The organism is Roseomonas sp. F4 (assembly GCF_053891155.1).
On sequence record NZ_JBSSHK010000002.1, the window covers coordinates 599963 to 625971 of the forward strand.

Here is a 26009-nt window from a genome sequence, read left to right on the forward strand (position 1 = left end):
TTGACGCCCGGCCGATGTTCTGATCGCGATTTCGTGAGTATGGGCTGTCGCCCGCGGGATCATCTCGCCGGCAAAATGCGGCGCGCCCTTCGCAGGAGGTCCCCGGATCGCCTATCTCCCCGGGACGCATGATCCAGCTTCCCTTGCCCCTGCCTTTGCAGGACTCCACCGACGCGGCGGATTTGGTCCCCGACGTCTCCAATGCCGAGGCCATGGCCTGGCTGGAGGCGCCGGAGGGCTGGCCGCTGCGCCGCCTGGCGCTGCATGGGCCGGAGGGGGTGGGCAAGACCCATATGCTGCGCGCCACCGCCGCCGGCCTGGGCTGGCGCTGCTTCGCCGGCGCGGCGCTGAACATGGACCTCGCCTTGGCCGATGTGGCCGGCACGGCGCTGGACGATGCGGACCGGGCGCCGGAGCCCGCGCTGTTCCACCTGATCAACCACGCGGCGGAATCCGGCGTGCCGCTGCTGCTGGCCGCCCGCGCCCCCCCGGCCCGCTGGGCGACGCGGCTGCCCGACCTCGCCAGCCGGCTGCGCGCCACCCAGGCGGTGGCGATCCAGCCGCCCTCGGATGCGCTGCTGGCCGTGCTGCTGGCCAAGCAGTTGGCGGACCGGCAGTTGCGGGTGGAACCCGGCGTGCAGAGCTTCCTGCTGGCCCGCCTGCCGCGCAGCGCGGCGGCGCTGGCGCAGGCGGTGGCCCGGCTGGATGCGGCGGCGCTGGCCGGCGGCAGCCCCATCACCCGGCCGCTGGCGCGGCAGATCCTGGCGCTGGATGACCGTTCCGAGACGATATCTCAAACCGCCTCCCCGAACGACCCGGCGCTGGGCTAGTCTCACCTCATGGACACGCTGCCCACGACTCCCCCCGCCCCCGCCGCCGCGAGCACCCCGAAACCCGGGGCGCCGGTGGGCGCCGTGCGGCCGCCCGCGATCGCCGCCGACAGCCCGGCCCGCTTCATCAACCGGGAGCTGTCCTGGCTCGCCTTCAACACGAGGGTGCTGGAGGAAGCGGCCAATCCGCGCCATCCGTTGCTGGAACGGCTGCGCTTCGTCGCCATCTCCGCCTCCAACCTCGATGAATTCTATTCGGTGCGCGTCGCCGGGCTGATCGGCCAGGACCGCGCCGGCATCTCCACCCCCTCGCCGGATGGCCTGACCCCGGCGCAGCAGCTCGCCGCCGTGAATGCCGCCGCCCAGGCGCTGATCGAGGGCCAGCAATCCGCCTGGCATGAGCTGCGCGGCCTGCTGGCCGAGGCCGGCGTCTCCGTCTGCAAGCCCGGGGAACTGTCCGACGCGGATCGCAGCTGGCTGGAGGGCTGGTTCATGGACCGCGTCTTCGCGGTGCTGACGCCACTCGCCGTGGACCCCGCCCACCCCTTCCCCTTCATCGCCAACCTGGCGCTCTGCATGGTGCTGAAGCTGGTGCGGGAGGAGGATGGCGGCACCATGCGCGCCCTGCTGCCGCTGCCGCCGCAGATCGAGCGCTTCATCCGCCTGCCCGCCGGCCTCGCCCCGCCGGGCGAACGCGCCCCGATCCGCTTCGTGATGCTGGAGGACCTGATCGTCCTGTTCCTGCATCGCCTCTTCCCCGGCTTCATCGCCGCCGAGCACGGCCTGTTCCGCCTGATCCGCGACACCGATGTGGAATTCGAGGAGGAGGCCGAGGATCTCGTCCGCTCCTACGAAACCGCGCTGAAGCGCCGCCGCCGCGGCCAGGCCATCCTGCTGTCGGTCGACAGCCGCATGGCCGCCGACATGGTGCATCTGGTGGCGGAGGAGCTGGATTCGGACCGCGCCGGGGTGGTGAAGCTGGACGGGCTGATCGGCATCGCCGACATCAAGCAGCTAATCGTGGACGACCGCCCCGACCTGCTCTTCACCCCCTACACCCCGCGCTTCCCCGAACGCATCCTGGATTTCGGCGGCGACTGCTTCGCCGCCATCGCCGCCAAGGACATCGTCGTCCACCACCCCTATGAGAGCTTCGACGTGGTGGTGCAGTTCCTGCGCCAGGCCGCGCGCGACCCCAACGTCGTCGCCATCAAGCAGACCCTGTACCGCACCAGCCGCGACAGCCCCATCGCCCGCGCCCTGATCGAGGCGGCCGAGGCCGGCAAATCCGTCACCGGCATCGTCGAGATCAAGGCCCGCTTCGATGAGGAGCGGAACATCGCCCTTGCCCGCGAGTTGGAAGCCGCCGGCGTCCAGGTCGTCTTCGGCTTCGTGGAGTTGAAGACCCACGCCAAGGTGTCCCTGGTGGTCCGCCGCGAGCGCGACATCCTGCGCAGCTACGCCCATTTCGGCACCGGCAACTACCATCCCATCACCGCCCGCATCTACACCGACCTGTCCTTCTTCACCGCCGACCCGGCCCTGACCCGCGACGCGGCCAAGCTGTTCAACTACATGACTGGCTATGCCCGGCCGGAGACGATGGAAGGCCTCGCCTTCGCCCCGCTGACCATCCGCCCCTCCCTGCTCGGCCTGATCGAGCGCGAAATCGCCTTCGCGAAGGAAGGCAAGCCCGCCGGCATCTGGCTGAAGATGAACTCCCTGGTCGATGAGCAGATCATCGATGCCCTCTACCGCGCCAGCCAGGCCGGGGTGCGCGTGGAATGCGTCGTCCGCGGCATCTGCTGCCTGCGCCCCGGCGTGCCCGGCCTGTCGGAGCATATCCGCGTCAAATCCATCGTCGGCCGGTTCCTGGAACACAGCCGCGTCTATGTCTTCGGCAACGGCCACCGCCTGCCGTCCCGCCGCGCCCGCGTCTTCATCAGCAGCGCCGACATGATGGCCCGCAACATGGACTGGCGGGTGGAGACGATGGTCCCGATCGAGAACCCCACCGTCCACACGCAAATCCTCGACCAGGTGATGGCGGTGAATTTGCAGGATACGATGCAGTCCTGGCAGCTGCGCGCCGATGGCACCTATCGCCGCATGGCCCCCGGCGCCAAGCCGGTCTCGGCGCATGAGTATTTCATGACCAACCCGTCTCTTTCCGGCCGCGGCAGCGCCCTGCAACGCCCGGCCACCGCCACCCGCCGCCGTCAGGACCGCGTGTTGCAGGACTGAAGTGGCGGTGCAGCCGTTGACGCGCCCCTCGCTTTTCGTCACGCAGCGGCATCCTGTCCGGACATTGCACCGCACCATGCCCCGCAGCCGCATCATCGAAGCACCGCCCCGCCTGGCGGTGGTGGACCTCGGCTCCAACTCCGTGCGCCTGGTGGTGTTCGAGGGTCTGACCCGCAACCCTTTGACCATCTTCAACGAAAAGGCCGTGCTCGGCCTCGGCCGAGGCCTGCAGAACACCGGCCTGCTGAATGAGGAGGCAATCGGCCCGGCCCTGACCGTCATGGGCCGCTACGCCGCCGTCGCCCAGGCCATGGGCGCGGAACGGGTGGAGGTTCTGGCCACCGCCGCGGCGCGGGATGCCGAGAACGGCCCCGACTTCATCGCCGCCCTGCGCGACCGCCACCCGGACCTGTCCGTCCGCGTGCTGACGGGGCAGGAGGAGGCGATGTTCTCCGCCGATGGCGTGCTGCTCGGCTTCCCCGGCGCCGATGGCATCCTGGGGGATATCGGCGGCGGGTCGCTGGAGCTGGTGGAGCTGGATCGCGGCCGCGCCACCAACGCCGTCTCCCTGCCCATCGGCGCCATCCGCCTGGCCGACCGCGCGGGCGGCGACCCGAGCAAGGCCCGCGCCATCGTCGAATCCGACCTCGCCCGCGTGCCCTGGCTGAAGCGCGGGGAGGGGCGGGACCTCTACCTGGTCGGCGGCGCCTGGCGCGCCTTGGCCCGGATGCACATCGCCCAGACCAGCTACCCGCTTTCCATCGTCCACCACTACGTGCTGCGGCGGGAGGAGGCGCGGGACCTGGCCGGCGTCGTCGCCAAGGCCGACCGCAAGATGCTGGCCAGCATGCCGGGCGCGCCCGCCAAGCGACTGGGCGACATGGCCTATGCCGCCGTGGTGCTGCGCCGGTTGCTGCGCGCCACCGGCGCCCGCCGCGTGGTGTTTTCCGCCAATGGATTGCGGGAGGGCTGGTACAGCCGCCTGCTGACCGAGCAGGTGCGGCAGGAGGAGCCGATGCTGGCCGCCGGCCGCGAGCTCGCCCAGCATTGGGGCCGCGACCCCGACCTGCCCCGCGCCCTGCAAGCCTGGACCGAGGGCTTGTTCGAGGAGGAAACCGCCGAACAGGCCGCGATGCGGGAGGCGTCCTGCTGGATCGCCGACAGCGGCAGCCACGACCACCCCGACTACCGGTCCGAACACGCCTTCTTCCGCGTGCTGCGCCAGCCCGGCGTGGGCCTGGACCACCACCAGCGCGCCTTCCTGGCGATGGTGGTCGCCCTTCGCTACGAGGCCGACACCAACGCCCCCTTCCTGGACACGGCCAAGCAACTGCTCGACCCCTCCGCGGTGAAGCGCGCCGAAACCCTGGGTGCCGCCCTGCGCCTGGCCTTTACCCTTTCGGGCGGCACCCCGGTCCTGCTGGCCGGCACCGCGCTCCGCCGCCGCGGCGGCGAATTGCAGCTGCGGCTGGTCGAAGGCAGCGGCGTTTTTGCGGGGGAGAGCGTGCAGCGCCGGTTGGATTCGCTGGCCGCTGCGCTTGGGTTGGTGCCGAGCGTCGAGGTGGCGGCGCTATAGCGGCAGGCGGCATAATGAAAATGATAATTAAATCAGCACTGTGGCGATTTAAATATTAGAATTTCCCTTAGGCGAAATCCCATTCTTTGCTAGAAAATTGGCATAGAGAACACCCAGATTTGCTATGTCCCACAAAGCAAACCCAAAAAGAACAATGGACCAGGCCTGTACAACAAAAAAGTAACTATAAAAACTCTCATAATTAAATAAATTTTGAAGGGTGATGGTGTTTCCGGCAAAAATGTAGATAAACACCACAAGTAAGAGAGAAAAATAATGCGCTGCGGCGCATTGATAAAATGACAGAATTAGATTCTGGAACGGATTTATTATTTTTGAGTTGATTTTGCGCTCTTCGGCCAAAAATTGTATAAAGGCCTGCGATGGTATTGCTATGACAAGAGTCATTGACGCTAAACTCAGACTAAGAACCAGTGCATTATACGTTAAAATTATACTGGCAAAATCTTTACTTTCAACAACCGAAATTGCCAATGGCCTGATGAAATAACAAAAAATTTGGAATGCGGCAAAGAATGCCGCAAAATGACGGCAAAAAATAATGCCTGCCGTCGATTTGGCAACCGTCTTTGAGATGGCGTTCATTTTTTAAAGCGCGGGCGTCAATTTTTTCTTCCATTCTGTGACCCGAACATAGGCAGCGTTGCTGCCACAAAGCCTCTTCTGTAGAGGCCTTCGTTTTCTGTAATAGGTAGAGAAACTACTTGTTTGGCGACAGATTTTTCTGAGCTAATGCGTGTTTCACCAGCGTCGCCAGGACGTTTGCCCTCTACAACAACACTAGACATCGGGGTTGTTCCGGATTTGATCGAATCGGTTATAAATTCAAGAATACCTTTAGTCTTTTTGATGGATCCGCTGCGAGGTGCCGTAAGTACGACTTCTCTTCTGGCGTCACCTGAGCCCTCAATGGCATCGGCTAAAATACCGATATCCCCCCAGCCTGGATTTGGGCGCTCAAATACAACCCGAACCTGCCTAATGCGCTCAAAACTCTTTATTTCACTAAGAAAACTTTTTCCAATTACTGGGGTTAAGGCAAAGTGCGTGCCTTTTTTTTGAGTGATCTTGAAGGCTTCTTGGGAGAGTATTTCGGAAAAATCAATAGATTTTGGCCCATTGTGGACGTACTCAATGCAGCAAGTTCGAGTTTTAATATTAAATACCGCGCATGTTCTGGTTGCAAAGCTCTTTTCTGCGCGAGGTACGACGAAGGTTGGTTTGTCGTTTGGCTGAGGTTGAGCGCTGACCTCGAGCACGTCAAGTCGTTCAATAATATTGTAGAGTTCAATAATCCAAACAGAATCCATCATTTCGACATAGGTAACGCGAACTTTTTTTTGAAAAGAGGCGGTGCTTTCGAATGGCGACTTCTTCTTAAGATTTAAGAAAACTTCCTCGTACGGGCCGGCGCCTTTTTCTGTGGAAGAGGCGAAATTAAAAATATCGACGCGGCGCTGTAGCTTGTTTTTAGTTGCCATTTTCTCGCTCGGACGATCTGAGGTGTGGATAGCATTTGTCTGGCGAGCAATAAAGCAAGTCCATCCCAAACGCAACCGTAACATGTCGCGCGTTGTGGGAAAAACACCTATGGCGATTTTGGCGTCGTGGTTCGTCTGGCCATACCGGGGAGGCTACGCCGGAAAACAACTCCGCGCATACATCATATTGAACAGCGGCGCCGGCGGATGGCTCAGCTTCACCTTCGCCTCCCCGATATCGTTCACGATGGTGATCCGATGGCTGCCCGTCGCCGCGTTCAGCGCCTTCATCATGCGCTTGAAGGCGGAGGCGGAGCCGGTGATGCGGGCAGATTTCTGGTCCCAGTCATCGCCGACCAGGATGCAGCCATGGCTGTGTTCTGCGACATTGCCGACATGGATGCGCACGCCCGTGTACTCCGGCACCCCATCCAGAAGCGGCACGATCCGGCCCAGCCCCTTCTTCTCATAGCTTTCGGTGAAGCGGGGGCTTTCGGTCATCAGCACCGGATAGATGCCGGCCGGGATCGCGGTTTTCCCCCAGACCTTCGTGTCACGGATCACGTCTTCCAGCGTGTAGCAGGTGAAGTCGCCGATGGTCATGGTGCCGATCGTGGCATCCCCGACCGCCACATGGCGGCGCAGATTGATTTCCATGGTGCTCTCCGTGACAGGGGGACGCTGGTGAGCGGAGGGTAGGGCCCGCACCACGGCGGGGGATGTTGCGGGCGTTTCGTCCGGTTTCGCCCGTGTTGCGGCGGCGGCGAGCGGACCGCGTACAGGAAGAAATGCTTGCATGGATGGGAGACAATGTTCCTATAAGGCCCTGCACCCTTCCCGCGAGGCCCCCATGAAACCCCCGCTCACCTACGCCCTCCGTCCCACCGCCCCCCATGCCTGGGTCCCCATGACCGATGCCGAATGGGCCGCCCTGTCCCACTACCTCCCCATCGGCCGTGGCCGCCCACCAAAGGACCGCCGCAGGATCTGGGATGCCATCTTCTGGGTCGCCTGCGGCACGGACCCCTGGGCGGCGCTGCCCAAAGACTTCTGCGACTACGGCACGGCGCATAGCGCGCTGATGTATCAGGCCCGCAACGGCACGCTGGACCGGCTGCTGCTCGCCGTCTCCCGCCACCCCTTTTCGGACCCGGCGATGGACAGCATGGAATGGCGCATCGTCCGCGCCTTCCGGCGCGCCGCGCGGCAGCTTACGCCCTACAGCCTGTTCATGGCGCGGGGCCTGGGGCTGCTCAGCGCGCTGCCCTTCGATCCCGCCCTGCTGCCGGAGGTGCCGCCGCACGAGCCCGGCATGCCGCTGCCACCCCTGGGCTATGAGGCGATGCCCCGCATCCCCCGCCGCACCCTGCGCGGCCTGCCGCCGCCGCGCCTGCATGTGCCGGAACTGCCCCGGCTGGTGGTGAAGGCGCCGCGCCGCGGCCGCCATCTGGTGCTGCGCAGCCAAAGGCGGGTGTGAAGCCCGCCACAAAGCCGCCTCAATTGGCCCGGATCGGCGCCAAGGCTATTTCCCACAAACCAGCGCCGGCGGAGGCCATGAAAAAGGCCGGGGCCCAGCTTCCGCTGGCCCCCGGCCCTCGCCACCGCCATAGGGGCGGCATCGATGAAAATCGGAAATGGCCCCGGACGACCCCGGCGCCGCCCCGCTCAGTCCGGGCTGATCGGGGTGATCTTGGTCCCGTTGATCGCCAGCGCGGCCATCAGGCCTTCCTGGGCGAAGGTCACGGCGTAGACCGGCTCGCGCAGCGTCGTGGCCGTCACATTCGCCTGCACGCCGCGGTCCAGCGCCACCACGGACGGGCCGGTGCCAATCTCCCAGCCATCGGCCGCCTGAAGCGCGCGCAGCGCCTCGTCGGTCATGAAGAACATGGCCAGCCCGGCCACCTGCGCACCGGCCTGCAGGCCGAAGGAAGCGCCGGCGATGCGGTAATAGGCCTGGCGCTGGTTGCCACGATACAGCGCGCCCTCGCCATACTGCCCGCCGATGATGAGGCCGCCGGAGACGATGCGCGGGAAGATCAGCACCGCCTGGGCACGCTCGAACAGCGGCGCGGTGTTGGACTGGGCGCGCAGCGTCGCCATGGCGGCCGCCACCTGTGCGTCGATCTCGGCGCGGGTCGCCGCATGGGCGACGACCGGCAGGGTGGAGAGCAGGCTGCCGCCGGTCAGGGCGATGGCGGCGTGGCGGGCGAGGGTGCGGCGGTCGATGGGCATGGTGCAGCTCCAGGGGTCGGGTTGCAGCCAAGAACGTTGGCGGTCCATGGCGGTTGCAGACCGGGCGAAATATCGCTGGGGAGCTGGGCGGTGCGGGTGGGTGAGCGGTACCTAGTACTGCGGCGCCCCCCCCCTCACCCAACCCTCTCCCCCCGTTGGGGGAAGAGGGTTGGGTGAGGGGGGACGAGGAATGTATGCGCAAGTTCATATACTTGCGCGCCCCACTCACCTCGGACGCATGCGTGAACCCAGGCCGGGGGAGACACCTTCCCCCCCCGAACCCCTAACTGCGGATCAGCCGCACCTTCCGCCCATCCACGCCCATCGCCACGCGCCCGGCGCGCAAATCCAGCGCCGCCTCGCCAAACACCTCGCGCCGCCAGCCCTGCAGGGCGGCCAGCTCCGTCTCCCCGGCCGCCAGCCGTTCCAGCTCCTCGGAATTGGCCAGCAGGCGAGGCGCCACCTGGTGCTCCTCGCTTTTCGCCGCCAGCAGCACCTTCAGCAGCGCGACCAAGGCAGGGGAGGGGTTGGCACCGCCGCCCCGCTCCTTCGGCGCTTCCGGCAGTTCGGACTCCGGCAGCGCCTTCGCCGCCTCCAGCGCCAGAAGAAGGGAGGCGCCGGACTTGCCCTTGGCAAAGCCTTCCGAAATGCCGCGCGCGCGGGCCAACTCATTGACATTGCTGGGCGCGGTGGCGGCGATTTCCAGCAGCGTCTCGTCCTTCACCAGGCGCTGGCGGGGGATGTTGACGCGCTGCGCCTCCCGCTCCCGCCAGGCCGTCGCGGCGCGCAGCAGGCCGAGGAAGCGGCGGTTGTTGCTGCGCGGGCGCAGCTTTTCCCAGGCCGTTTCGGGGTCCTGGAGGTAGGTGGCGGGTTCCGCCAGCGCCGCCATTTCCTCCGCCACCCAGGCGGTGCGGCCCTCCCGCTCCAGCTTGCTGGTCAGGGCGGTGTAGATGCGGCGCAGATGGGTGACGTCGGCGGCGGCATAGGCGATCTGCGCCGGCGACAGCGGGCGGGCGGCCCAGTCGCTGAAGCGATGCGCCTTGTCGATCTGCGCATTGGCGAGCGACCGGGCCAGCTGGTCATAGCTCACCTGGTCGCCAAAACCGGCGACGGTGGCGGCGATCTGCGTGTCGAAGATCGGCGTGGGCACCGCGTGGAAGCGCAGCAGGAAGATTTCCACATCCTGCCGGGCGGCGTGGAACACCTTCATCACCGCCGTATCGGCCAGCAATTCGCCCAGCGGCGTCAGGTCGATATCGGGCGCCAGGGCGTCCACCACCGCGACCTCATTGTCGCCGGCGAGCTGAACCACGCAGAGCTCGGGCCAGTAGGTCCGCTCCCGCATGAATTCCGTATCCACCGTCACGAAGCGCTCGGCGCGGAGCCGGGTGCACAGGGCGGCGAGCGCCGCGGTGTCGGTGACGAGGTATGGCGCCGCTTCGGCGCCCGGGGTGCGGCGACTCATGGGATGTCTGTAGCGCCCGCCGGGCCCCGGCGGAAGGCGTCGCCCTTGACATCGCGGGCGCGGTCGGGCGGTTTGCCGCTTCAGCACATCACCGCCAGGCCAATTCACCATGCACGCCTACCGCACCCATCATTGCGGCGCGCTCCGCGCCGCCGACGCCGGCAAGACCGTCCGCCTTTCGGGCTGGGTGCACCGCAAGCGCGACCATGGCGGGCTGCTGTTTGTCGACCTGCGCGACCATTATGGGCTGACCCAATGCGTGGTGGCCCAGGGCAGCGACGCCTTCGCGACGCTGGACGGCGCCCGGCCCGAATCGGTGGTGACCGTGACCGGGCAGGTGGTGCCGCGGGAAGGCGCGACCATCAACACCAAGCTGCCGACCGGCGAGATCGAGCTGCGGGTGGCCGAGGTCACCGTGCAGTCGGCCGCCGAGGTCCTGCCGATCCAGGTGGCGGGGGAACAGGAATTCCCCGAGGATCTGCGCCTGCGCTACCGCTTCATCGACCTGCGCCGGGACCGCCAGCACCGCAACCTGATGCTGCGCAGCGCCGTCATCGCCAGCATCCGCCGCCGCATGATCGACCAGGGTTTTACGGAATTCCAGACGCCGATCCTGACGGCCAGCAGCCCCGAAGGTGCGCGGGACTTCCTGGTGCCGGCGCGCAATCATCCCGGCAAGTTCTACGCCCTGCCGCAGGCGCCGCAGCAGTTCAAGCAGCTCGCCATGGTCGCGGGCTTCGACCGTTACTTCCAGATCGCGCCGTGTTTCCGGGATGAGGCGTCCCGCGCCGACCGCAGCCCGGGCGAGTTCTACCAGCTCGACTTCGAGATGAGCTTCGTGACACAGGAAGACGTTTTTGCCGCCATCGAGCCGGTGCTGTCGGGGGTGTTCGAGGAGTTTTCGTCCTTCTCCGGCACCAAGCGGTCCGTGACGCCGGCGCCCTTCCCGCGCATCCCCTATGACCAGTCCATGCTCGAATTCGGCTCCGACAAGCCGGACCTGCGCAACCCGATCCGCATCGCCGATGTGACGGAGCATTTTGCGGGCGGCGGCTTCGGGCTGTTTGCCCGGGCGGTGGACAAAGGCGCGGTGGTGCGCGCCATCCCGGCGCCGGGGGCGGCCGGCAATCCGCGCAGCTTCTTCGACAAGATGAACGAATGGGCCCGCGAACAGGGCGCCGGCGGCCTCGGTTACATCACCTTCGCCAATGGAGAGGCCGGCGGCCCGATCGCCAAGAACCTCCAGCCGGAGCGTGTGGCGGCCATCAAGGCGGCCTGCGGTCTGGCGGATGGGGATGCGGTGTTCTTCGCCGCCGACAAGGTGGACGTCGCCGCCAAGCTGGCCGGGCAAGCACGCACGCGGCTCGGCAATGAACTGGGGCTGATCGAGAAGGACACCTACAAGTTCTGCTGGGTCACCGATTTCCCCATGTATGAATTGAACGAGGATACCGGCCAGATCGACTTCAGCCACAACCCCTTCTCCATGCCGCAGGGGGAGCTGGAGGCGCTGAATACAATGGATCCTCTGAAGATCAAGGCGTATCAGTACGACATCGTCTGCAACGGTATTGAGCTGTCTTCGGGCGCCATCCGCAACCACCGCCCCGACGTCATGGTCCGCGCCTTCGAAATCGCCGGCTATACGGCCCAGACAGTGGAAGACCGCTTCGGCGGCATGCTGAACGCCTTCCGCTACGGCGCTCCCCCCCACGGTGGCTCCGCCCCCGGCATCGACCGCATTGTTATGCTATTGGCTGATGAACCGAATATTCGCGAAGTCATTCTCTTCCCGATGAATCAACAGGCGGAAGACTTGATGATGGGCGCGCCGGCGCCGGTCGATGCCGCGCGGTTGAAGGAATTGTCCATCAAGCTGGACCTGCCGCCGCCGAAGGGTGGTGCGGGCGGCCCCAAGGCTTCCTAGATGCAGCGCAGCACGCATTCCGGAGTCCCCATGCCTCAGACCCGCCGCCTGAGCCTTCTCGCCGCCCTGTGCTGCCTCGCTCTGCCCGCGGCGGCCCAGCCGGCGATCACCGCCGGCCCGCGCGCCGGCGTGTCGGCGGAGGCGCTGGCGGCCGGCATCGCCCGCATGGCGCCGCATCGCGCGGCCTATCGGCTGGACCTCGGCGAGGGCCGCAGTTCCGGGATTGCCGCGGTGCGCGGCGCCATGGTCTTCGACGTGGCCGATGCCTGCGAGGGCTGGGCCACGCGTCAGCGCATGACCATGACGGTGACGGACCGGGACGGGCGGGATATCGAGACCGTCTCCGACTACGCGACCTATGAGGCGAAGGACAATTCCAGCCTCCGGTTCTCCCTGACCCAGACGACGGAGGGCGCGGTCAGCCAGCGCATCTCCGGCGAGGCGACGTTGCAGCCCGACGGTTCCGGCACCGTCCGCTTCGCGGAGCCCGCGGGGCAGGAGGAGACATTGCCGCCCGGCACGCTGCTGCCGATGCGCCACACCGTGCTCGCGGTGGAAGCCGCCCGCGCCGGCAAGCGCATCCTGACCGCGCCGCTGTTCGATGGCACTTCGGATGAGGGCGCGCAGGATACCACCACGGTGATCCCGAGCTGGGTGCAGGCGGCCGGCGACGCGCGCTTCCCGCTGCTGGCGGGCGCGGCCTCCGGCCATATGCGCATCGCCTTCTTCGAGCGCGGCGCGGCCTCCGGCGGCGCGTCTCAGCCCGATTACGAGGTCGGGCTGCGCTATTACGACAATGGCGTGGCCGATGAGATCGTCATGGATTTCGGCGAGTTCTCGGTCACCGGCCGGGCGCTGGAACTCTCCCCGCTGCCCGGCGGCTGCTGAGCGGGATCAGATCAGCGGGCCGGTCGCTGGACCGGCCCGAACGACCCCCGCCCGACAATTGATCACGCGGCGTCGAACAACGCCGCGATCTCCGCCCGATTCTTGGTCCGCGTCAGCGCCAGCATCAGCAGGATGCGCGCCTTCTGCGGGTTAAGGTTGTCGGCATTGATGAAGCCCTCCTCCCCATAGCGCTTCGTCGGGAAGGTCCGCCCCGATCCGGCGCGGGAGGACAGCACCACGGTGCAGCCCTGGGTGATCGCCTCCACCATGGCGCCGCGCTCGGCGGGCGTCAGGAAGCCGGGGGCGAGGGCCGCGCCGACCAGCCCGGCGGCGCCGGCGGCCAGGAAGGCATGCACGGCGACGCCATCGCCGCCTGCCACCGAATACACCACATCGACGCGGGGCGGCTGTTCCAGACCGAGGATATCGAAGCGGTCTGCCACGGGCAGAACCCGGGTGGGGCGGCGCCAGAAGGTGTTGCGGTCGGCATCGACATGGCCGAGCACGCCGACATCCGGGCTGCGGAAGGTCTGCATGCGGCCGGTGGAGGTCTTGGTCACCTCCCGCGCCGCCTGGATCTCGTCATTCAGCACCACCAGCACGCCGAGCCCGCGCGCCTGCGGGTCCGCCGCCACGCGCACCGCCGCCACCAGGTTCATCTGCGCGTCGGAGGACAGGCCCGTGAAGGGCCGCTGCGCGCCAGTGACCACCACGGGCAGGTCAGTGGGCAGGGTGAGGGACAGGAAATAGGCCGTCTCCTCCAGCGTCGCGGTGCCATGGGTGATGACGACGCCGGCGAGGTCGGGATGCGCCGCCTCCAGCTCCACGATCTTCGCCACCAAAGCGCGCCAGTCGGACCAGCCGATGGCGGTGGAGGGGATGGCGGTGAAGGGCACGGCGAAGACATCGGCGACGCGCGCCAGGTCCGGCACGCCGGCGACCAGCGCCGCGGCATCCAGGATCGGCCGGCCGGAGGAGGCATAGTCCTGCACATCCAGCGGATGCAGCCCCTGGGAGGCGATGGTGCCGCCGGTGCCGATCACGGCGACTTTCGGTTTGCTCATGGGGTGGTCGTTCTCCAGTTCGGGCACGAGGAAAGGCCGTCCGCCCCGCGTTTGACGGCCCAGCAGGCCATCACGCATCCACCACGGCGCAGGTGAGGCGGGAGACGCAGGCGAGCTTGCCGTCGGCGCGGCGGATCTCGGTCTGCCAGACATGGGTGCGGGCACCGGTGTGCAGCGGGCGGCAGATGGCGGTCACCACCTCGCCGCGCTTCACGCCGGCCATGTGGTTGGCGTTCACCTCGATGCCCACGGCGCGCTGGTGGCCGGGCAGGGTCATGATGCAGGCCAAGGTGCCGAGCGTCTCGCTCAGCACCACGCTGGCGCCGCCATGCAGCAGGCCGAAGGGCTGCGCGTGGCGGGCATCCACCGGCATGGTGGCGTGCAGCGCATCCGGCGCGATCTCCGTCACCGTGATTCCAAGCAGGCCGGACATGTTTTCGGCCATGCGGGCATTGATCTGGTCCGGGGTCCAGTCGCGCTTCCACAAGGACATGCCAGCCTCCACGAGTTCCTCGCCAGTCATCCCAGCCGGCGGCGCAGCGTCAAGCCACCGCTGGCGGAAAGCCGCATCCAGCGGGCCAGCATCATGCCGGCCACCAGGAACAGCCCGGCGGAAAGCCCGATCCACAGCCCGATCGGCCCGAATCCCCCCGGCAGGGCCAGCAGCAGCCCCAGCGGCAGGCCGATGATCCAATAGCCCAGCCCGGCCAGCAGCATCGGCACCCGCGTGTCCTTCAGCCCGCGCAACGCGCCGGAGGCCACGGCCTGCACCCCGTCGGAGAGCTGGAACAGCCCGGCCAGCACCAGCATGGTCGCGGCCAGCGCCGCGGTTTCCGCCGCGCCGGGATTGTCGGGGGTGAGGAACAGCCAGGCGATCGACCCGGCCAGCGCCACCAGCATCGTCGCCGACAGCGCCATGAAACCGGCCCCCAGCGCGATGCCGATCCAGCCCGCGCGCGCCGCCGCCGTGGCCCGTCCCGCGCCGGTCATCAGCCCGACGCGCGCCGTCGCCGCCTGGGCGATACCCATGGGCACCATGAAGGTGGCGGAGGCGATCTGCACCGCGATGGCATGGGCGGCCACCGCGACGGCGCCGAACCAGCCCATGGCGATGGCGGCGAAGGCGAAGACGGATATCTCCAGCGCCATCGACCCGGCGATGGGCAGGCCGATCTGCGCCACCTCCCGCAGCCGGGCCAGGTCGTAGCGCCACAGCCGGCCGAACAGGTGGTAGCGGCGCAGATGCCGGTCCCAGGCGATGAAGCTCACCAGACCGGCGAACATCACCAGGTTGCACAGCGCGGAGGCGATGCCGGCGCCGAACACGCCGAGCGGCGGGATGCCGGCGCCGCCATGGATGAGCCAGTAGTTCAAAGGCACATTCACCGCGACGCCCAGGAAGGACACCACCAGGGCCGAGATCGGACGCTGCTCGGCGGAGAGGAAGCCGCGCAACACGACAAAGCCGCAGAACAGCGGCATGCCCCACATCAGCGCGCCGACATATTCGGCCGCGAGCGCCGCCAGAACCGGGTCCTGGCCCAGGCCGCGCAGCAGCGCTTCCGTATGCCACAGCGCCAGCCAGACCGGGATGGTGGCCGCCGCGCAGGCCCAGAAGGCGGCCCGTACATCCCGCCGCATGCCGCGCAGATGGCCGCGCCCCCGGCCGCGCGTCTGCGCGCACATGGGGCCTGCGGCCAAAGCCAGTCCGAAGGCCGGGGAAAGTGCGGCAAAGTACAGGTTGCCGCCCAGCGTCGCGGCCGCCAGGGCTTCGGTGGACACCCGGCCGAGGAACAGCGCGTCGGTCAGCGACAGGGCGAATTGCGAGAGGTTCGTCAGCACCAGAGGCCAGGCGAGGGCGAGCGTGGTCCAGACTTCCGGTCCCCAGGCGCCGAGCCTGCCGGTGGTGGTGCTTGTTGTGTGTGACATGGCTGGCGAGGGCATAGCCCGGATCGCCGCCGCCGTCCCGTGACCTTCGCGCGCGCGGCCCTTGGGGGCGGACGATGCCAGGGCTACATTGGCGGCCACAGACGTCCGGAGCCTGGTTCATGAAGCGACGCCACATCCTCGCCGCGCCCGCTTTGGCCGCATTGGCCACCGCTTTGCCAGGTGCCGCGCGCGCCCAGGCCGCGCCGCAGATTGTCACCGAGGAGTTCATGGTGCCGAGCGGTGAGGGCATCGAGGTGTTCCTGCGCAACAAGCGGCCGGAAGGCGCCACGTCCGGCGCCAGCCGCACCCTGCTGATGGTGCATGGGGCGGGCTTTGGCGCCTCCTCCTCCTTCGACCTGCCCTTCGGTGGCGTGTCCTGGATGGACTACATTGCCGGGCGCGGCTTCGATGTCTGGACGCTGGACGTGCGCGGCTTCGGCCGTTCCACCCGCCCCGCCGCCCTGTCCCAGCCTGCCGACCAGAACCCGCCGGTGGCGCGCGGCGAACAGGCGCTGGCCGATCTGGCGGCCGCGGTGGCCTTCATCCGGCAGCGCCGGTCGCTCGAAAAGCTGTCGCTGCTGGGCCATAGCTGGGGCACCAAGCTGGTCGGGCGCTTCGCCGCCGAGCAGCCCGCGCAGGTGGAACGCCTGGTGCTGTTCGCGCCGCCCTGGCTGCGTGACGGGCCGAGCCGGACGGACCCCGGTGGCGGGCCGCTCGGTGCGTGGCGGCCGCTGACCCAGCGCGCGCTGCGGGAAGGCATCCTGGCCCAGGCGCCGGAAGCCCAGCGCGCCGGGCTGATCCCGCCCGGCTGGTTCGAGCATTTTGCCGGCGTCACCTGGGCACTCGACCCCGATGGCATCCGCGCCAACCCCTCCGTCCTTCGCGTGCCGAACGGGCCGGTGGCGGATGGGCGGGAGTTCTGGAATGCGGGCAAGCCGTGGTGGGAGCCCGGCAAGGTCACCGCGCCCTGCCTGATCGTGGTCGGCGAATGGGACCGCACCACGCCCGCGCCGCTCGGCTTCGCCATCTTCGGCCTGATGACGCAGTCCCCCGGCAAGCGCATGACCGTGCTGGCGGAAGGCACCCACAACATGTGGATGGAGCGCAATCGAGGCGCGCTGTTCCAGGCGGTGCAGGGCTTCCTGGAGGAAGCGGCGGCCTGATTTCGGCGCCGCGAATTCGCCCCGAGGGCGCCTTCGTTTCGGCTCCGTTGTTGCCCCACGATCCCCCTGTCCTCGCCGCTTCCGGTGGGACAGGGAGTTTCGAAAATGGCTTTCTTCCGGCGCGTCCTTCCGCTCGTCGTCGCGGCCAGCCTTGGCCTGGCCGGCAGCGCCCTGGCGCAGGACCCGTCCTTCCGGCTGAACAACCGGACCGGCGGCACGATCAGCGAGGTCTATGTCTCCTCGGCCAATGAAAATGGCTGGGGCCCTGACCGGCTCGGCGCGAATGTGCTGGCATCCGGCCAGTCGCTGACCATCCGTCTGCCGGGCGGCCAATGCGTGAACGACATCAAGGTGGTCTATGGCAATGGCCGTTCGCAGGAATGGCGCCAGCGCAACACCTGCCAGCTGACGGACTTCAACATCCAGTAGCGGGTCAGGCGGGGCGCGGCAGCCGCACCACCAAGGCGGCCCCGCCCCCCGCCGCTGTTTCCACCCCGATGCTGCCGCCATGCGCCTTGGCGATGGTGCGGCACAGAGCGAGGCCGACGCCGGTGCCCTGGCCCTGCGGCTTGGTGGTGAAGAAGGGGTCGAAGACGCGCTCGCGCAGCGCTTCCGGAATCCCCGGGCCATTATCCTCCACCCGCAACTCCACGGCCTCCGGCAAGGCGCGCAGCCGGACGACGATATGGGGCGCGCGCCCCTCCGGCATGGCATGGCCTGCCAGGGCCGCGCGGGCATTGCCCACCAGATTGCCGACCAGATGCGCCAATTGTACCGCATCGCCCAGAACACCTGGCAACTCGGCCGGCAACTCCGTCATCACCGCCACGGCCTCTCCGGCCGCCGGCTCCGCCAGATCGAGCCCGGCCTCGACCACCCGCGCCAGATCGACCCTGTCGCGCTTCGGCGGCTGCTGCCGGGCGGAGGCGAGCAGGCTGGTGACGATGCGGCCACAGCGCTCGGCGGCGAGGCGCACCTTCTCCGCCCGCTGCGCCAGGGGCGTGCCCTCCGCCTCCTCCGCCAGCAGCAGGGCCTGGGCGGCGACGACGGCGAGGGGGTTGTTGATTTCATGCGCCACGCCGCCGAGCAGGGAGGCGATGGCGGACAGCCGCTCGTTCCGGCGCATCGCCTCCCGGTTCGCGCGGCGGGCGCGCTCGGCCTCCCGCTGCAGGGTCAGGTCGCTATAGGTGTTGACCAGCGTGCCATCGGCGAGACGGGTGGTGCGCAGTTCGATGATGCTGCCATCGGGGCGGATCTCCTCCTGCCGACCTGGCGGGCGGATCATGATGTCGGCGACACGGCGCAGCACCAGCGATTCCTCCGCATCGCAAGGGTCCTCATCGGGGCGGAGATCGGCGCGGCGCAGGCGGTTGCGGACGAAATCGGCCAGCGGTGTTCCGGGCGCGCCAAGTTCGGGCGGGAAGCCGAACATCCGCAGGAAGCCGGGATTGGCCAGCACCAGTCGGGCGTCGGGGCCGACGATGTTCACCCCATCGGCGATGCCTTCCAGGATGGCGCGCAGCCGGTCGCGATTGGCCTCCGCCTCCTCCTCCCGCAGCTTCGCTTCGGTCAGGTCGCGCATGTACAGGATGAAGGCGTCCTGCCGGCCGGTGACGGTGCGGAAAGGTGTAAAAGTCCAGGCGATGAAGCGGCGGCCGCTGCGGCGGTAGTCGATCCAGCCTTCCAGGCTGACCACCTCCCCGTCCAGGGCCCGGTCGGCATAGGGGTCGAGCCGTGCCGCGACCTCCTCACCCACCAGGTCGCGGGTGCGAAGCCGCAGGATCTCCTCGGCCGGCCGCTCGGCGAATTCGGCGAATTCGCGGTTCACATACAGGTAGCGCCGGTCGCGGGAGACGACGCAGACGCGCGCCGGCGCCGCATCCAGCACGCCGCGCAGCAAGGCGACATCCGCTTCCTCGCCCGGAATCGGGTCAGCTTTCGGCGCTGGGGTCGAAGACATAGCCGGCGCCGCGGATGGTGCGGATGACCGCGGGGCGATCCGGCACGGCTTCCACCTTGCGCCGGATTCGGGCGATGCGGACATCGATGGAGCGGTCGAAATGCTCCTCCCCGCGCGGATGGGCGAGGTCCAGCAGCGCCTCCCGCGTCAGCACCCGGCCGGGGCGTTCAGCGAAGGCGCGCAGCAGTGCGAATTCGGAGGGGCCAAGCGGAATCTCCTGCCCCTCCGGCCCCGTCAGGCGGCGGGCTTCCAGATCCAGCCAGGTGCGGCCCATCCGGATGCGGTGGGCGGCGGCTGGAAGCGCGCTGGGCGGTGCCGCGGGCAGGGCCGCGGCCGTTGCCTCCCTCCGCCGCAGCACGGCGCGCAGCCGGGCCAGCAATTCGCGCAGATCGACCGGCTTGGCGATGTAGTCATCGGCGCCGACCTCCAGCCCCACCACCCGGTCCACGACATCCCCCGCCGCCGAGAGCATGACGATGCCGATGTCGGATTCGGCGCGCAGCGCGCGGGCCAGCGAGAGCCCGTCCTCCCCCGGCATCGCGATGTCCAGCAGCACGAGATCGGCCATCTGCTCGGCCAGAAGCCGGCGCAGCGTTTCCGCATCCGGCGCCTGGCGCACGGCGAAGCCGCGGCGGGTGAGGTATTCTGCGATGGCTTCGCGCAGGTCGGTCTCATCGTCGCAGACGATGATGGCGGGTGTCTCCGCCATGGGCGGCAATGTCCTTCGGAATCCGGCAACGCCGCCAGCATGGATCAGCGCGGCGGCGCAATAAAGCACAACAGGGCGCGGGTTGCGCGAAATCGCGACGAAACCGGCGCCGGGGCATCAGGGGACGCCCACGGAGCCGCGCCGCGATGTCCCTGAATGCCGAATGCCTCTGGTCCCTGCTGTCCAGCCGATGGCTGTCACGGCTGCCCGCGCGGGATTGAGGCCCGCTGGGGCGGGGAGAGGTTGACGAAAGCCTGGCGCGGGGCCTCACTCCCTCCAACGGCAACAGCCGAAGGGGAGGGGGCCCATGGACGACCACGACCAGACGAAGAAGCCGTTCCGTCTACGCAGCCAGCGCTGGTTCGACGATCCGCAGGATCCGGGGATGACCTCGCTCTATATCGAGCGGCAGTTGAACTTTGGCATGACGCGGGCGGAATTGCAGTCGGGGCGGCCGATGATCGGCATCGCGCAGACCGGCTCCGACATCTCCCCCTGCAACCGCCACCACATCGCGCTGGCGGAGCGGGTGAAGGCGGGCATTCGCGATGCGGGCGGCGTGCCGCTGGAATTCCCGGTGCATCCCATCCAGGAAACGCTGAAGCGGCCCACGGCCTCGCTGGACCGGAACCTTCAGTACCTCTCCCTGGTCGAAATCCTGCACGGCTATCCGATCGACGGCGTCGTGCTGACCACGGGCTGCGACAAGACCACGCCGGCGATGCTGATGGGCGCCGCCACCATGAACATCCCGGCCATCGCCCTGCCGGGCGGGCCGATGCTGGATGGCTGGTGGCATGGGCGGCTGGCGGGGTCCGGCACCATCGTGTGGGAGGCGCGGAAGAAGCTCGCGGCCGGCGAGATCGATTATGAGGGCTTCATCGAAATGGTGGCCGCCAGCTCCACCAGTGTCGGGCATTGCTCGACGATGGGGACGGCACTGTCGATGAACAGCCTGGCGGAAGCCGTGGGCATGACGATGACGGGCAGCGCCGCGATCCCCGGCCCGTACCGGCAGCGCGCGCAGATGGCCTATATGACAGGCGTGCGCGCGGTGGAGATGGTGAAGGCCAATCTCCGGCCGTCCGACGTCATGACCAAGAAGGCCTTCGAGAATGCGGTGATGGTGGCCTCGGCCATCGGCGCGTCCAGCAACTGCCCGGTGCATATGGTGGCGATCGCCCGCCACATGGGCGTGGAGCACGACCTGTCCGACTGGCAGCGCGTCGGCGCCGATGTGCCGCTGCTGGTCGATTGCCAGCCCGCCGGCCGCTTCCTGGGCGAGGCTTTTTATCGCGCGGGCGGCGTGCCTGGCGTGATGCGGGAGCTGCTGAAGGCTGGCATCCTGCATGGCGATGTGATGACCGTCACCGGCAAGACCGTCGCGGAGAATCTGGAGGGGCTGCCCGAGCCGGACCGCGAAGTGATCCGCGCATTCGAAAAGCCGATGAAGGAACATGCGGGCTTCATCGTGCTGTCCGGCAATCTGTTCGACAGCGCCGTGATGAAGATCAGCGTCATCGACAAGGCGTTCCGGGAACGCTTCCTGACCACCAACCCGGATGTCTTCGAGGGCAAGGTCGCCGTCTTCGAAGGACCCGAGGATTATCACGCGCGCATCGAGGACCCCGACCTCGGCATCGACGAGACGACGGTGCTGGTGGTGCGCAACTGCGGCGCGGTCGGCTATCCCGGCGCGGCGGAGGTGGTGAACATGCAGCCGCCGGCAGCGCTGATCAAACGCGGCATCATGGCGCTGCCGACCATTGGCGACGGGCGCCAATCCGGCACCAGCGGTTCGCCCTCCATCCTCAATGTCACGCCGGAAGCGGTGGTGGGCGGCGGTCTCGCGCTGCTGAAACACGGCGACCCGATCCGCATCGACCTGAAGGCGCGGCGTGTGGATGTGCTGATCCCGGCGGAGGAGATGGAAGCACGCCGCGCCGCCTGGACCGCGCCCGTGCTGCTGCACAAGACGCCGTGGGAGGAGATCTATCGCAGCATGGTCGGCCAGCTCGGCACCGGCGGCTGCCTGGAGCCGGCGACGCTGTTCCTCAACATCCTGGAGACGCGCGGCGAAAGCCGGCACAACCACTGAGGAGCGGGTCCATGGCCGGACGGCTTACAGGAAAACGTTGCCTGGTGACGGCGGCGGCGCAGGGCATCGGGCGCGCCACCGCGCTTGCCTTCGCTGCCGAGGGCGCGACGGTGATTGCCACCGACAAGGATGTCGGCAAGCTCGCCGATCTGACGGTGCCGGGGCTGACAACGCAGGGTCTCGATGTGCTGGACGATGCGGCGATCACGGCCGCCATCGCGGCGGCGGGGCCGCTCGACATCCTGTTCAACTGCGCCGGCTTCGTGCACCAGAACACGGTGCTGACGGCCACCGACGCCGAATGGGATTTCGGCTTCGCGCTGAATGTGCGGTCGATGTGGAAGATGGTGCAGGCGGTGCTGCCGGGGATGCTGGAGCGCAAGCGCGGCACCATCGTCAACATGTCCTCCGGCTGCTCCTCGATCAAAGGCGCGCCGAACCGCTTCGTCTACGGCACCACCAAGGCCGCGGTCATCGGCCTGACCAAGTCGGTGGCCACCGAATATGTGACCCAGGGCATCCGTTGCAACGCGATCTGCCCTGGCACGGTGGACACGCCCAGCCTGGGGGAGCGCATCTCCGCCAATGCGGCCGCGGCCGGCAGCGAGGAAGCGGCGCGCGCCGCCTTCGTCGCGCGCCAGGCCATGGGTCGGCTGGCGACGGCGGAGGAGATGGCGGCGCTGGCCGTTTATCTCGCCAGCGAGGAGAGTGCCTTCGTCACCGGCCAGGCCATCCTGATCGATGGCGGCTGGACCCTGTAATTCCCCAATCCCCCCAACACGACTATAGGCGGTTCCCATGAAGCTCCTGCGCTATGGCCCCCCGGGCCAGGAAAAACCCGGCCTGCTGGACAGCTCCGGCACCATTCGTGACCTTTCGGGCGTGATCCCGGATCTGGCGGGGGTCGCGCTGTCCCCCGCCGGCCTCGCGCAGATCGCGGCGCTCGATCCTTCGAGCCTGCCGGCCGTCACCGGCACGCCGCGCCTCGGCCCGCCCGTCTCCGGCATGAAGAACTTCGTCTGCATCGGCCTGAACTACGCCGACCACGCGGCGGAAACCGGGGCGGCGATTCCGAAGGAGCCGATCGTCTTCCTGAAGTCGCTCGGCGCGCTCTGCGGCCCGAATGACGATGTGATGATCCCGAAGAATTCGGTGAAGACGGATTGGGAGGTCGAGCTCGCCATCATCATCGGCAGCCTGACCAAATGCGTGCCGGAGGAGACGGCGATGGAGCATGTCGCGGGCTACGCGGTGTGCAACGACGTCTCCGAGCGCGAATGGCAGATCGAACGCGGCGGCACCTGGGACAAGGGCAAGGGCTGCGACACCTTCGGCCCGCTCGGCCCCTGGCTGGTGACGAAGGATGAGATCGCGGACCCGCAGGACCTGGCGATGAACCTGGATGTGGACGGCGTCCGCATGCAGGACGGTTCCACGCGCACCATGATCTTCGGCGTGCGGCATCTCGTGTCCTACGTGTCTCATTTTATTACACTGCACCCAGGAGATGTGATTTCGACCGGTACACCCCCTGGTGTGGGCCTGGGTCAGAAGCCGCCCGTGTTTCTAAAAGCGGGACAAAGCATGCGTTTGTCGATTCAGGGCCTAGGCGAACAGGTGCAACGCACGATATCTTACGCCTGACGTTGGATGCAGGAGCTTTGGTAATGTCTGAGTCGAATGAGAATGGCCGCTATCAGGTTGTCGCCTGCCCGGTGGGCACCGGCATGTTCGTGGTGCTGGTCGACAGCAGCAGCGGCCGGACCTGGAAGCTGAGCTTCGAGGCCAACAACGTCTCCGGCTGGCGCCCGCTGAAGTTCCTCGACCTGAACGCCCCGGCCGCCCCGCCGGCGCCCTGAGGATGTCGGACGGCCCGACCGTCCTCATCTTCGACTTTCCCAACAGCGCCTTCGGTCCGGAACGGACGGAGGCGCTGAAGCCGCTGGCGGAGGATATCGCCGGCCAGGCCGGGCTGATCTGGAAGATCTGGACCGAGGAGCCCGCCGCCGGCCGTGCCGGCGGCGTTTATCTGTTCGAGACCCGCGCCGCCGCCGAGGCCTATCACGCGATGCACGCCCGGCGCCTGGCCGCCCGCGGCGTGACGGAGATCGAGGCGAGCTATCGCGGGGTCAACGAGGTGCTGACCCGCATCGACCGGGGGCCGGTTTCGCCCCTCCGCTGAACCGCCTCAGCGATCCAGCGGAAGCCGGCCCAGCCGCAGGAACTGCGTTTCGCCGGAGGCGCCCTGCACACCGTCATTGTCGGTGACGGCGAAGGCATTCCCCGCCGCGTCAATCGCGAAGCCCTCCAGCTTCTCCAGCACCGTGCCGCCGGTCGCGGCCAGGTCCGGCACCATGTCCCGCAGCAGGCGGCGTGCAACCACCGGCACGGTGGTTGCCCCCGGCGCCGCGGGCGTCAGCCCGGACGTCGAGATCAGCACCAGACGCTTGATCGCCGGCTCCCCCCATTGGTTGTTGCGCTCGATCACCACGAAGCTGTCCGGGCCGACCGCGGTGATTTCCGAAAGCCCCATCCAGCCGGCCGGCGTCGCCTCCAGCGCCATGTGGAACACGCCCCAGGCGCGGGTCGCGGGCTGGTAGCGCAGGATCATAGCGTGGTTCGCCGGGTCGCCGGTCCAGGGCCGCTGTACGGCGATCCACACCGTCTCGGCCGCGCCTTCGCCGGTCACGGTCACGCCTTCGAAGCCGAAGCGCAGGGCGCGGCTGGCCAAGGCCTCCGGCAGGGCGATTTCCTCCTCGATCGCGCCGGCGGCGGAGACGCGCAGCAGCAGGTTGGCGGTCTTGTTCTGCGCCCGCTCCGGATTGCCCTCCGACGCCAGCCAGAAGCCGCCGCCGGGGCGCATCGCGATGCCCTCGATATCCAGATTGGCGGCGGGCTGGCCGTCGCGCGTCACCGTCAGGCTGGTGGTGATGCGGGCGGGCGTTGTGGTGGCGTCGAGGGTCAGGATCTGCGCCTCGGCATAAACGCTGTCGGTCACCGCATAGAGGCGGCCCGGCACCGCGCGGTCGGCGGCGAGGCCGGAGAGCGCGCCCCAGGGGATCGGCGTGCCCGCCGGCCCATTCTCGGACAGCAGGGTGGGATAGGCGGCGGGCGCATCGCCGAGGCGGTAGATCGACAGGGTCGATCGCAGCCCGCTTTCCGGATTGTCACCCTCACCGGCGGCGACCAGCAGCCCGCGCGCGGAGATGGCCAGCAGCCCTTCCGGCGCCACGCCGGTCGGCAGCACCTGGAGGAAGGTCGGCGCCTGCCCCGGCCCGCGATCCTGCCAGACGCTGATGAGGGAGGCGCGTTCCGAGCCGATGAAGATCAGCCGGCGATCGCCGAAGCGGGCCACCTCAACCCCCTCCGGCTCATTGCCGCGGGCGGCGGAGCGCGCCTCCGGGTAATGGCCAGTGCGGATCGCCAGATGGTCCAGCAGGTTGCCGGAATCCCATTCCACCGTGCCGTCGCGGCGGAAGATGGTGAAGCCGCGCGATCCGGTGACCATGTCGCCTTCATTGGCGGTGACGAAGCGCTCATCATCCAGCCAGCGCACCGCATCGGGTTCCCGCACCAGGCCGGTCAGGCGCTGGCTGGTGCGGATGACGTTGTCGCGGCGGCCATCGACCTGGTCGAGATCGACCGTGCCGGCGCTGAAATGCGCGACGACGCGGCCCTCCGCCAAGTTTACGATGGCGATGTGGTTGTTTTCCTGCAGCGTCACCACGGCCTCGCCACGGCCGTTCACATCGGCGAATTCCGGCTCGGGATCGGTCGGCGCCACGGCGGCGAGGCCGGTCAGGTCCACGCGGCGGAGCGCCGCGCAATCCAGCCCCGCCTCGGTGATCGGCAGCAGGGTCAGGTTGCCCGGAGGCAGTTGCGGGATGCGGCCGCGGTCCAGCGATTCGTCGCGCTCATTCTCGATCACCACGACCAGGGTCCGGCCATCCGGGCTGATCGTCGCCGCATCGGGCTGGCCGCCGAGGTCACAGCGCTGTTCGACGCGGCGGCCGGCAATATCCACCACCACCACATGGCCGCTGGGCGCCGCCTTGTTGGGGGAGGTGTCGAGCACGGCATAGGCGCGGGCGCCGCGCGCGGTGACGGAGGTGGGGTCGCCATCCAGCGGCAGGAAGCCGGCCGGTCGCGGCGCGGCCGGGTCGGCGATGTCCACGAAACCCAGGCCGCGCTGCCCGCCATCGACATAGATCAGCGTGTTGCCATCGGCCGAGGCGGTGACGATCTCGGCGATGGAGCGACCGGCGCGGTCGCGGTCCGGCGGCAGCATGCGCACCGCCTCGATAGTCGCGATGCGGTTGAAGACCGGGGCCTCCTGCGCCACCGCGGGAAGGGCGCAGAGGCTGGTGAGCAGCAGGGTGCGGAGGGAGATGCGCATGGGATTGGGCCGTTCGACTGCGCCGC

24 protein-coding genes are annotated in these 26009 nt (G+C 68.1%); 13 read left to right on the forward strand and 11 right to left on the reverse strand.

Annotated elements, in window-relative coordinates; all coding sequences use genetic code 11:
* The first annotated feature begins 128 nt into the window (after positions 1-128).
* The 3 genes from ACVFYP_RS10200 (at position 129) to ACVFYP_RS10210 (ending at position 4650) form a co-directional block, all read left to right on the forward strand.
* Complete coding sequence (locus ACVFYP_RS10200; RefSeq protein WP_499200064.1) at positions 129-830, forward strand: HdaA/DnaA family protein; 702 nt, start codon at positions 129-131, stop codon at positions 828-830.
* Between the two features lie 9 nt (positions 831-839).
* Complete coding sequence (locus ACVFYP_RS10205) at positions 840-3074, forward strand: RNA degradosome polyphosphate kinase (RefSeq protein WP_499200065.1); 2235 nt, start codon at positions 840-842, stop codon at positions 3072-3074.
* A 76-nt stretch (positions 3075-3150) separates the two neighbouring features.
* Positions 3151-4650, forward strand: coding sequence for a Ppx/GppA phosphatase family protein (locus ACVFYP_RS10210; RefSeq protein ID WP_499200066.1), 1500 nt, complete (start codon positions 3151-3153; stop codon positions 4648-4650).
* A 48-nt stretch (positions 4651-4698) separates the two neighbouring features.
* On the opposite strand, the gene ACVFYP_RS10215 is transcribed toward ACVFYP_RS10210, so the two are convergent.
* The 3 genes from ACVFYP_RS10215 to ACVFYP_RS10225 all read right to left on the reverse strand — a co-directional run bounded on the left by ACVFYP_RS10215 (position 4699) and on the right by ACVFYP_RS10225 (position 6809).
* Positions 4699-5256 (reverse strand): hypothetical protein, encoded by a 558-nt coding sequence (locus ACVFYP_RS10215; protein ID WP_499200067.1) that lies wholly within the window; start codon positions 5254-5256, stop codon positions 4699-4701.
* Between the two features lie 17 nt (positions 5257-5273).
* Positions 5274-6236 carry a hypothetical protein gene (locus tag ACVFYP_RS10220; protein ID WP_499200068.1) on the reverse strand — a complete coding sequence of 321 codons (963 nt, stop codon included), beginning with the start codon at positions 6234-6236 and terminating at the stop codon, positions 5274-5276.
* 69 nt (positions 6237-6305) lie between these two features.
* Positions 6306-6809 (reverse strand): DUF5675 family protein, encoded by a 504-nt coding sequence (locus tag ACVFYP_RS10225; RefSeq protein ID WP_499200069.1) that lies wholly within the window; start codon positions 6807-6809, stop codon positions 6306-6308.
* A 193-nt stretch (positions 6810-7002) separates the two neighbouring features.
* Here ACVFYP_RS10225 and ACVFYP_RS10230 point away from each other — a divergent pair, with 193 nt between their 5' ends.
* A complete protein-coding gene (locus tag ACVFYP_RS10230; RefSeq protein ID WP_499200070.1) occupies positions 7003-7629 on the forward strand; it encodes a transposase in 627 nt (208 codons plus the stop codon).
* A 188-nt stretch (positions 7630-7817) separates the two neighbouring features.
* On the opposite strand, the gene ACVFYP_RS10235 is transcribed toward ACVFYP_RS10230, so the two are convergent.
* Both ACVFYP_RS10235 and rnd read right to left on the reverse strand, forming a co-directional pair.
* Entirely contained in the window at positions 7818-8384 is a 567-nt protein-coding gene (locus ACVFYP_RS10235) for a lipid-binding SYLF domain-containing protein (protein ID WP_499200071.1), read from the reverse strand.
* Positions 8385-8667: 283 nt separating this feature from the next.
* On the reverse strand, positions 8668-9849 hold the full coding sequence (gene rnd / locus ACVFYP_RS10240) for a ribonuclease D (protein WP_499200072.1): 1182 nt from the start codon (positions 9847-9849) through the stop codon (positions 8668-8670).
* 109 nt (positions 9850-9958) lie between these two features.
* Here rnd and aspS point away from each other — a divergent pair, with 109 nt between their 5' ends.
* Both aspS and ACVFYP_RS10250 read left to right on the forward strand, forming a co-directional pair.
* Positions 9959-11776, forward strand: a complete 1818-nt coding sequence (aspS, locus tag ACVFYP_RS10245) for an aspartate--tRNA ligase (protein ID WP_499200073.1) — start codon at positions 9959-9961, stop codon at positions 11774-11776.
* Between the two features lie 30 nt (positions 11777-11806).
* Positions 11807-12664: a cell envelope integrity EipB family protein gene (locus ACVFYP_RS10250; protein ID WP_499200074.1), complete on the forward strand. Its 858-nt coding sequence runs from the start codon at positions 11807-11809 to the stop codon at positions 12662-12664.
* A 62-nt stretch (positions 12665-12726) separates the two neighbouring features.
* Here ACVFYP_RS10250 and ACVFYP_RS10255 read toward each other — a convergent pair whose 3' ends face one another.
* The 3 genes from ACVFYP_RS10255 to ACVFYP_RS10265 form a co-directional block, all read right to left on the reverse strand.
* Positions 12727-13728, reverse strand: a complete 1002-nt coding sequence (locus ACVFYP_RS10255) for an asparaginase (RefSeq protein ID WP_499200075.1) — start codon at positions 13726-13728, stop codon at positions 12727-12729.
* Positions 13729-13798: 70 nt separating this feature from the next.
* Entirely contained in the window at positions 13799-14221 is a 423-nt protein-coding gene (locus ACVFYP_RS10260; protein ID WP_499200076.1) for a hotdog fold thioesterase, read from the reverse strand.
* 26 nt (positions 14222-14247) lie between these two features.
* Positions 14248-15657, reverse strand: a complete 1410-nt coding sequence (locus ACVFYP_RS10265) for an MATE family efflux transporter (protein WP_499200077.1) — start codon at positions 15655-15657, stop codon at positions 14248-14250.
* Between the two features lie 119 nt (positions 15658-15776).
* On the opposite strand from ACVFYP_RS10265, the gene ACVFYP_RS10270 reads away from it, so the two are divergent.
* Both ACVFYP_RS10270 and ACVFYP_RS10275 read left to right on the forward strand, forming a co-directional pair.
* Entirely contained in the window at positions 15777-16820 is a 1044-nt protein-coding gene (locus tag ACVFYP_RS10270) for an alpha/beta hydrolase (RefSeq protein WP_499200078.1), read from the forward strand.
* Positions 16821-16925: 105 nt separating this feature from the next.
* The gene (locus ACVFYP_RS10275; RefSeq protein WP_499200079.1) at positions 16926-17249 is read left to right on the forward strand and encodes a hypothetical protein; all 324 of its coding nucleotides are present in this window, start codon (positions 16926-16928) and stop codon (positions 17247-17249) included.
* A 4-nt stretch (positions 17250-17253) separates the two neighbouring features.
* Here the strand turns inward: ACVFYP_RS10275 and ACVFYP_RS10280 are convergent, their stop codons facing one another.
* On the reverse strand, positions 17254-18780 hold the full coding sequence (locus tag ACVFYP_RS10280) for a PAS domain-containing sensor histidine kinase (RefSeq protein WP_499200080.1): 1527 nt from the start codon (positions 18778-18780) through the stop codon (positions 17254-17256).
* Positions 18752-19489 (reverse strand): response regulator, encoded by a 738-nt coding sequence (locus tag ACVFYP_RS10285; RefSeq protein WP_499200081.1) that lies wholly within the window; start codon positions 19487-19489, stop codon positions 18752-18754. Before ACVFYP_RS10285 ends, ACVFYP_RS10280 begins: the two co-directional genes overlap by 29 nt.
* Positions 19490-19796: 307 nt before the next feature.
* On the opposite strand from ACVFYP_RS10285, the gene ACVFYP_RS10290 reads away from it, so the two are divergent.
* Genes ACVFYP_RS10290 through ACVFYP_RS10310 form a run of 5 tightly spaced genes read left to right on the forward strand, consistent with a single transcriptional unit; the run spans position 19797 to position 23769 of the window.
* Entirely contained in the window at positions 19797-21587 is a 1791-nt protein-coding gene (locus ACVFYP_RS10290; RefSeq protein WP_499200082.1) for an IlvD/Edd family dehydratase, read from the forward strand.
* Between the two features lie 11 nt (positions 21588-21598).
* The gene (locus ACVFYP_RS10295) at positions 21599-22348 is read left to right on the forward strand and encodes an SDR family oxidoreductase (protein WP_499200083.1); all 750 of its coding nucleotides are present in this window, start codon (positions 21599-21601) and stop codon (positions 22346-22348) included.
* 37 nt (positions 22349-22385) lie between these two features.
* Positions 22386-23231, forward strand: a complete 846-nt coding sequence (locus ACVFYP_RS10300) for a fumarylacetoacetate hydrolase family protein (RefSeq protein WP_499200084.1) — start codon at positions 22386-22388, stop codon at positions 23229-23231.
* Between the two features lie 23 nt (positions 23232-23254).
* Positions 23255-23446 carry a hypothetical protein gene (locus ACVFYP_RS10305; RefSeq protein WP_216872604.1) on the forward strand — a complete coding sequence of 64 codons (192 nt, stop codon included), beginning with the start codon at positions 23255-23257 and terminating at the stop codon, positions 23444-23446.
* Between the two features lie 2 nt (positions 23447-23448).
* Positions 23449-23769 carry a YdhR family protein gene (locus tag ACVFYP_RS10310; protein WP_499200085.1) on the forward strand — a complete coding sequence of 107 codons (321 nt, stop codon included), beginning with the start codon at positions 23449-23451 and terminating at the stop codon, positions 23767-23769.
* 6 nt (positions 23770-23775) lie between these two features.
* Here the strand turns inward: ACVFYP_RS10310 and ACVFYP_RS10315 are convergent, their stop codons facing one another.
* Positions 23776-25983, reverse strand: a complete 2208-nt coding sequence (locus ACVFYP_RS10315; RefSeq protein ID WP_499200086.1) for an esterase-like activity of phytase family protein — start codon at positions 25981-25983, stop codon at positions 23776-23778.
* Positions 25984-26009: the final 26 nt, after the last annotated feature.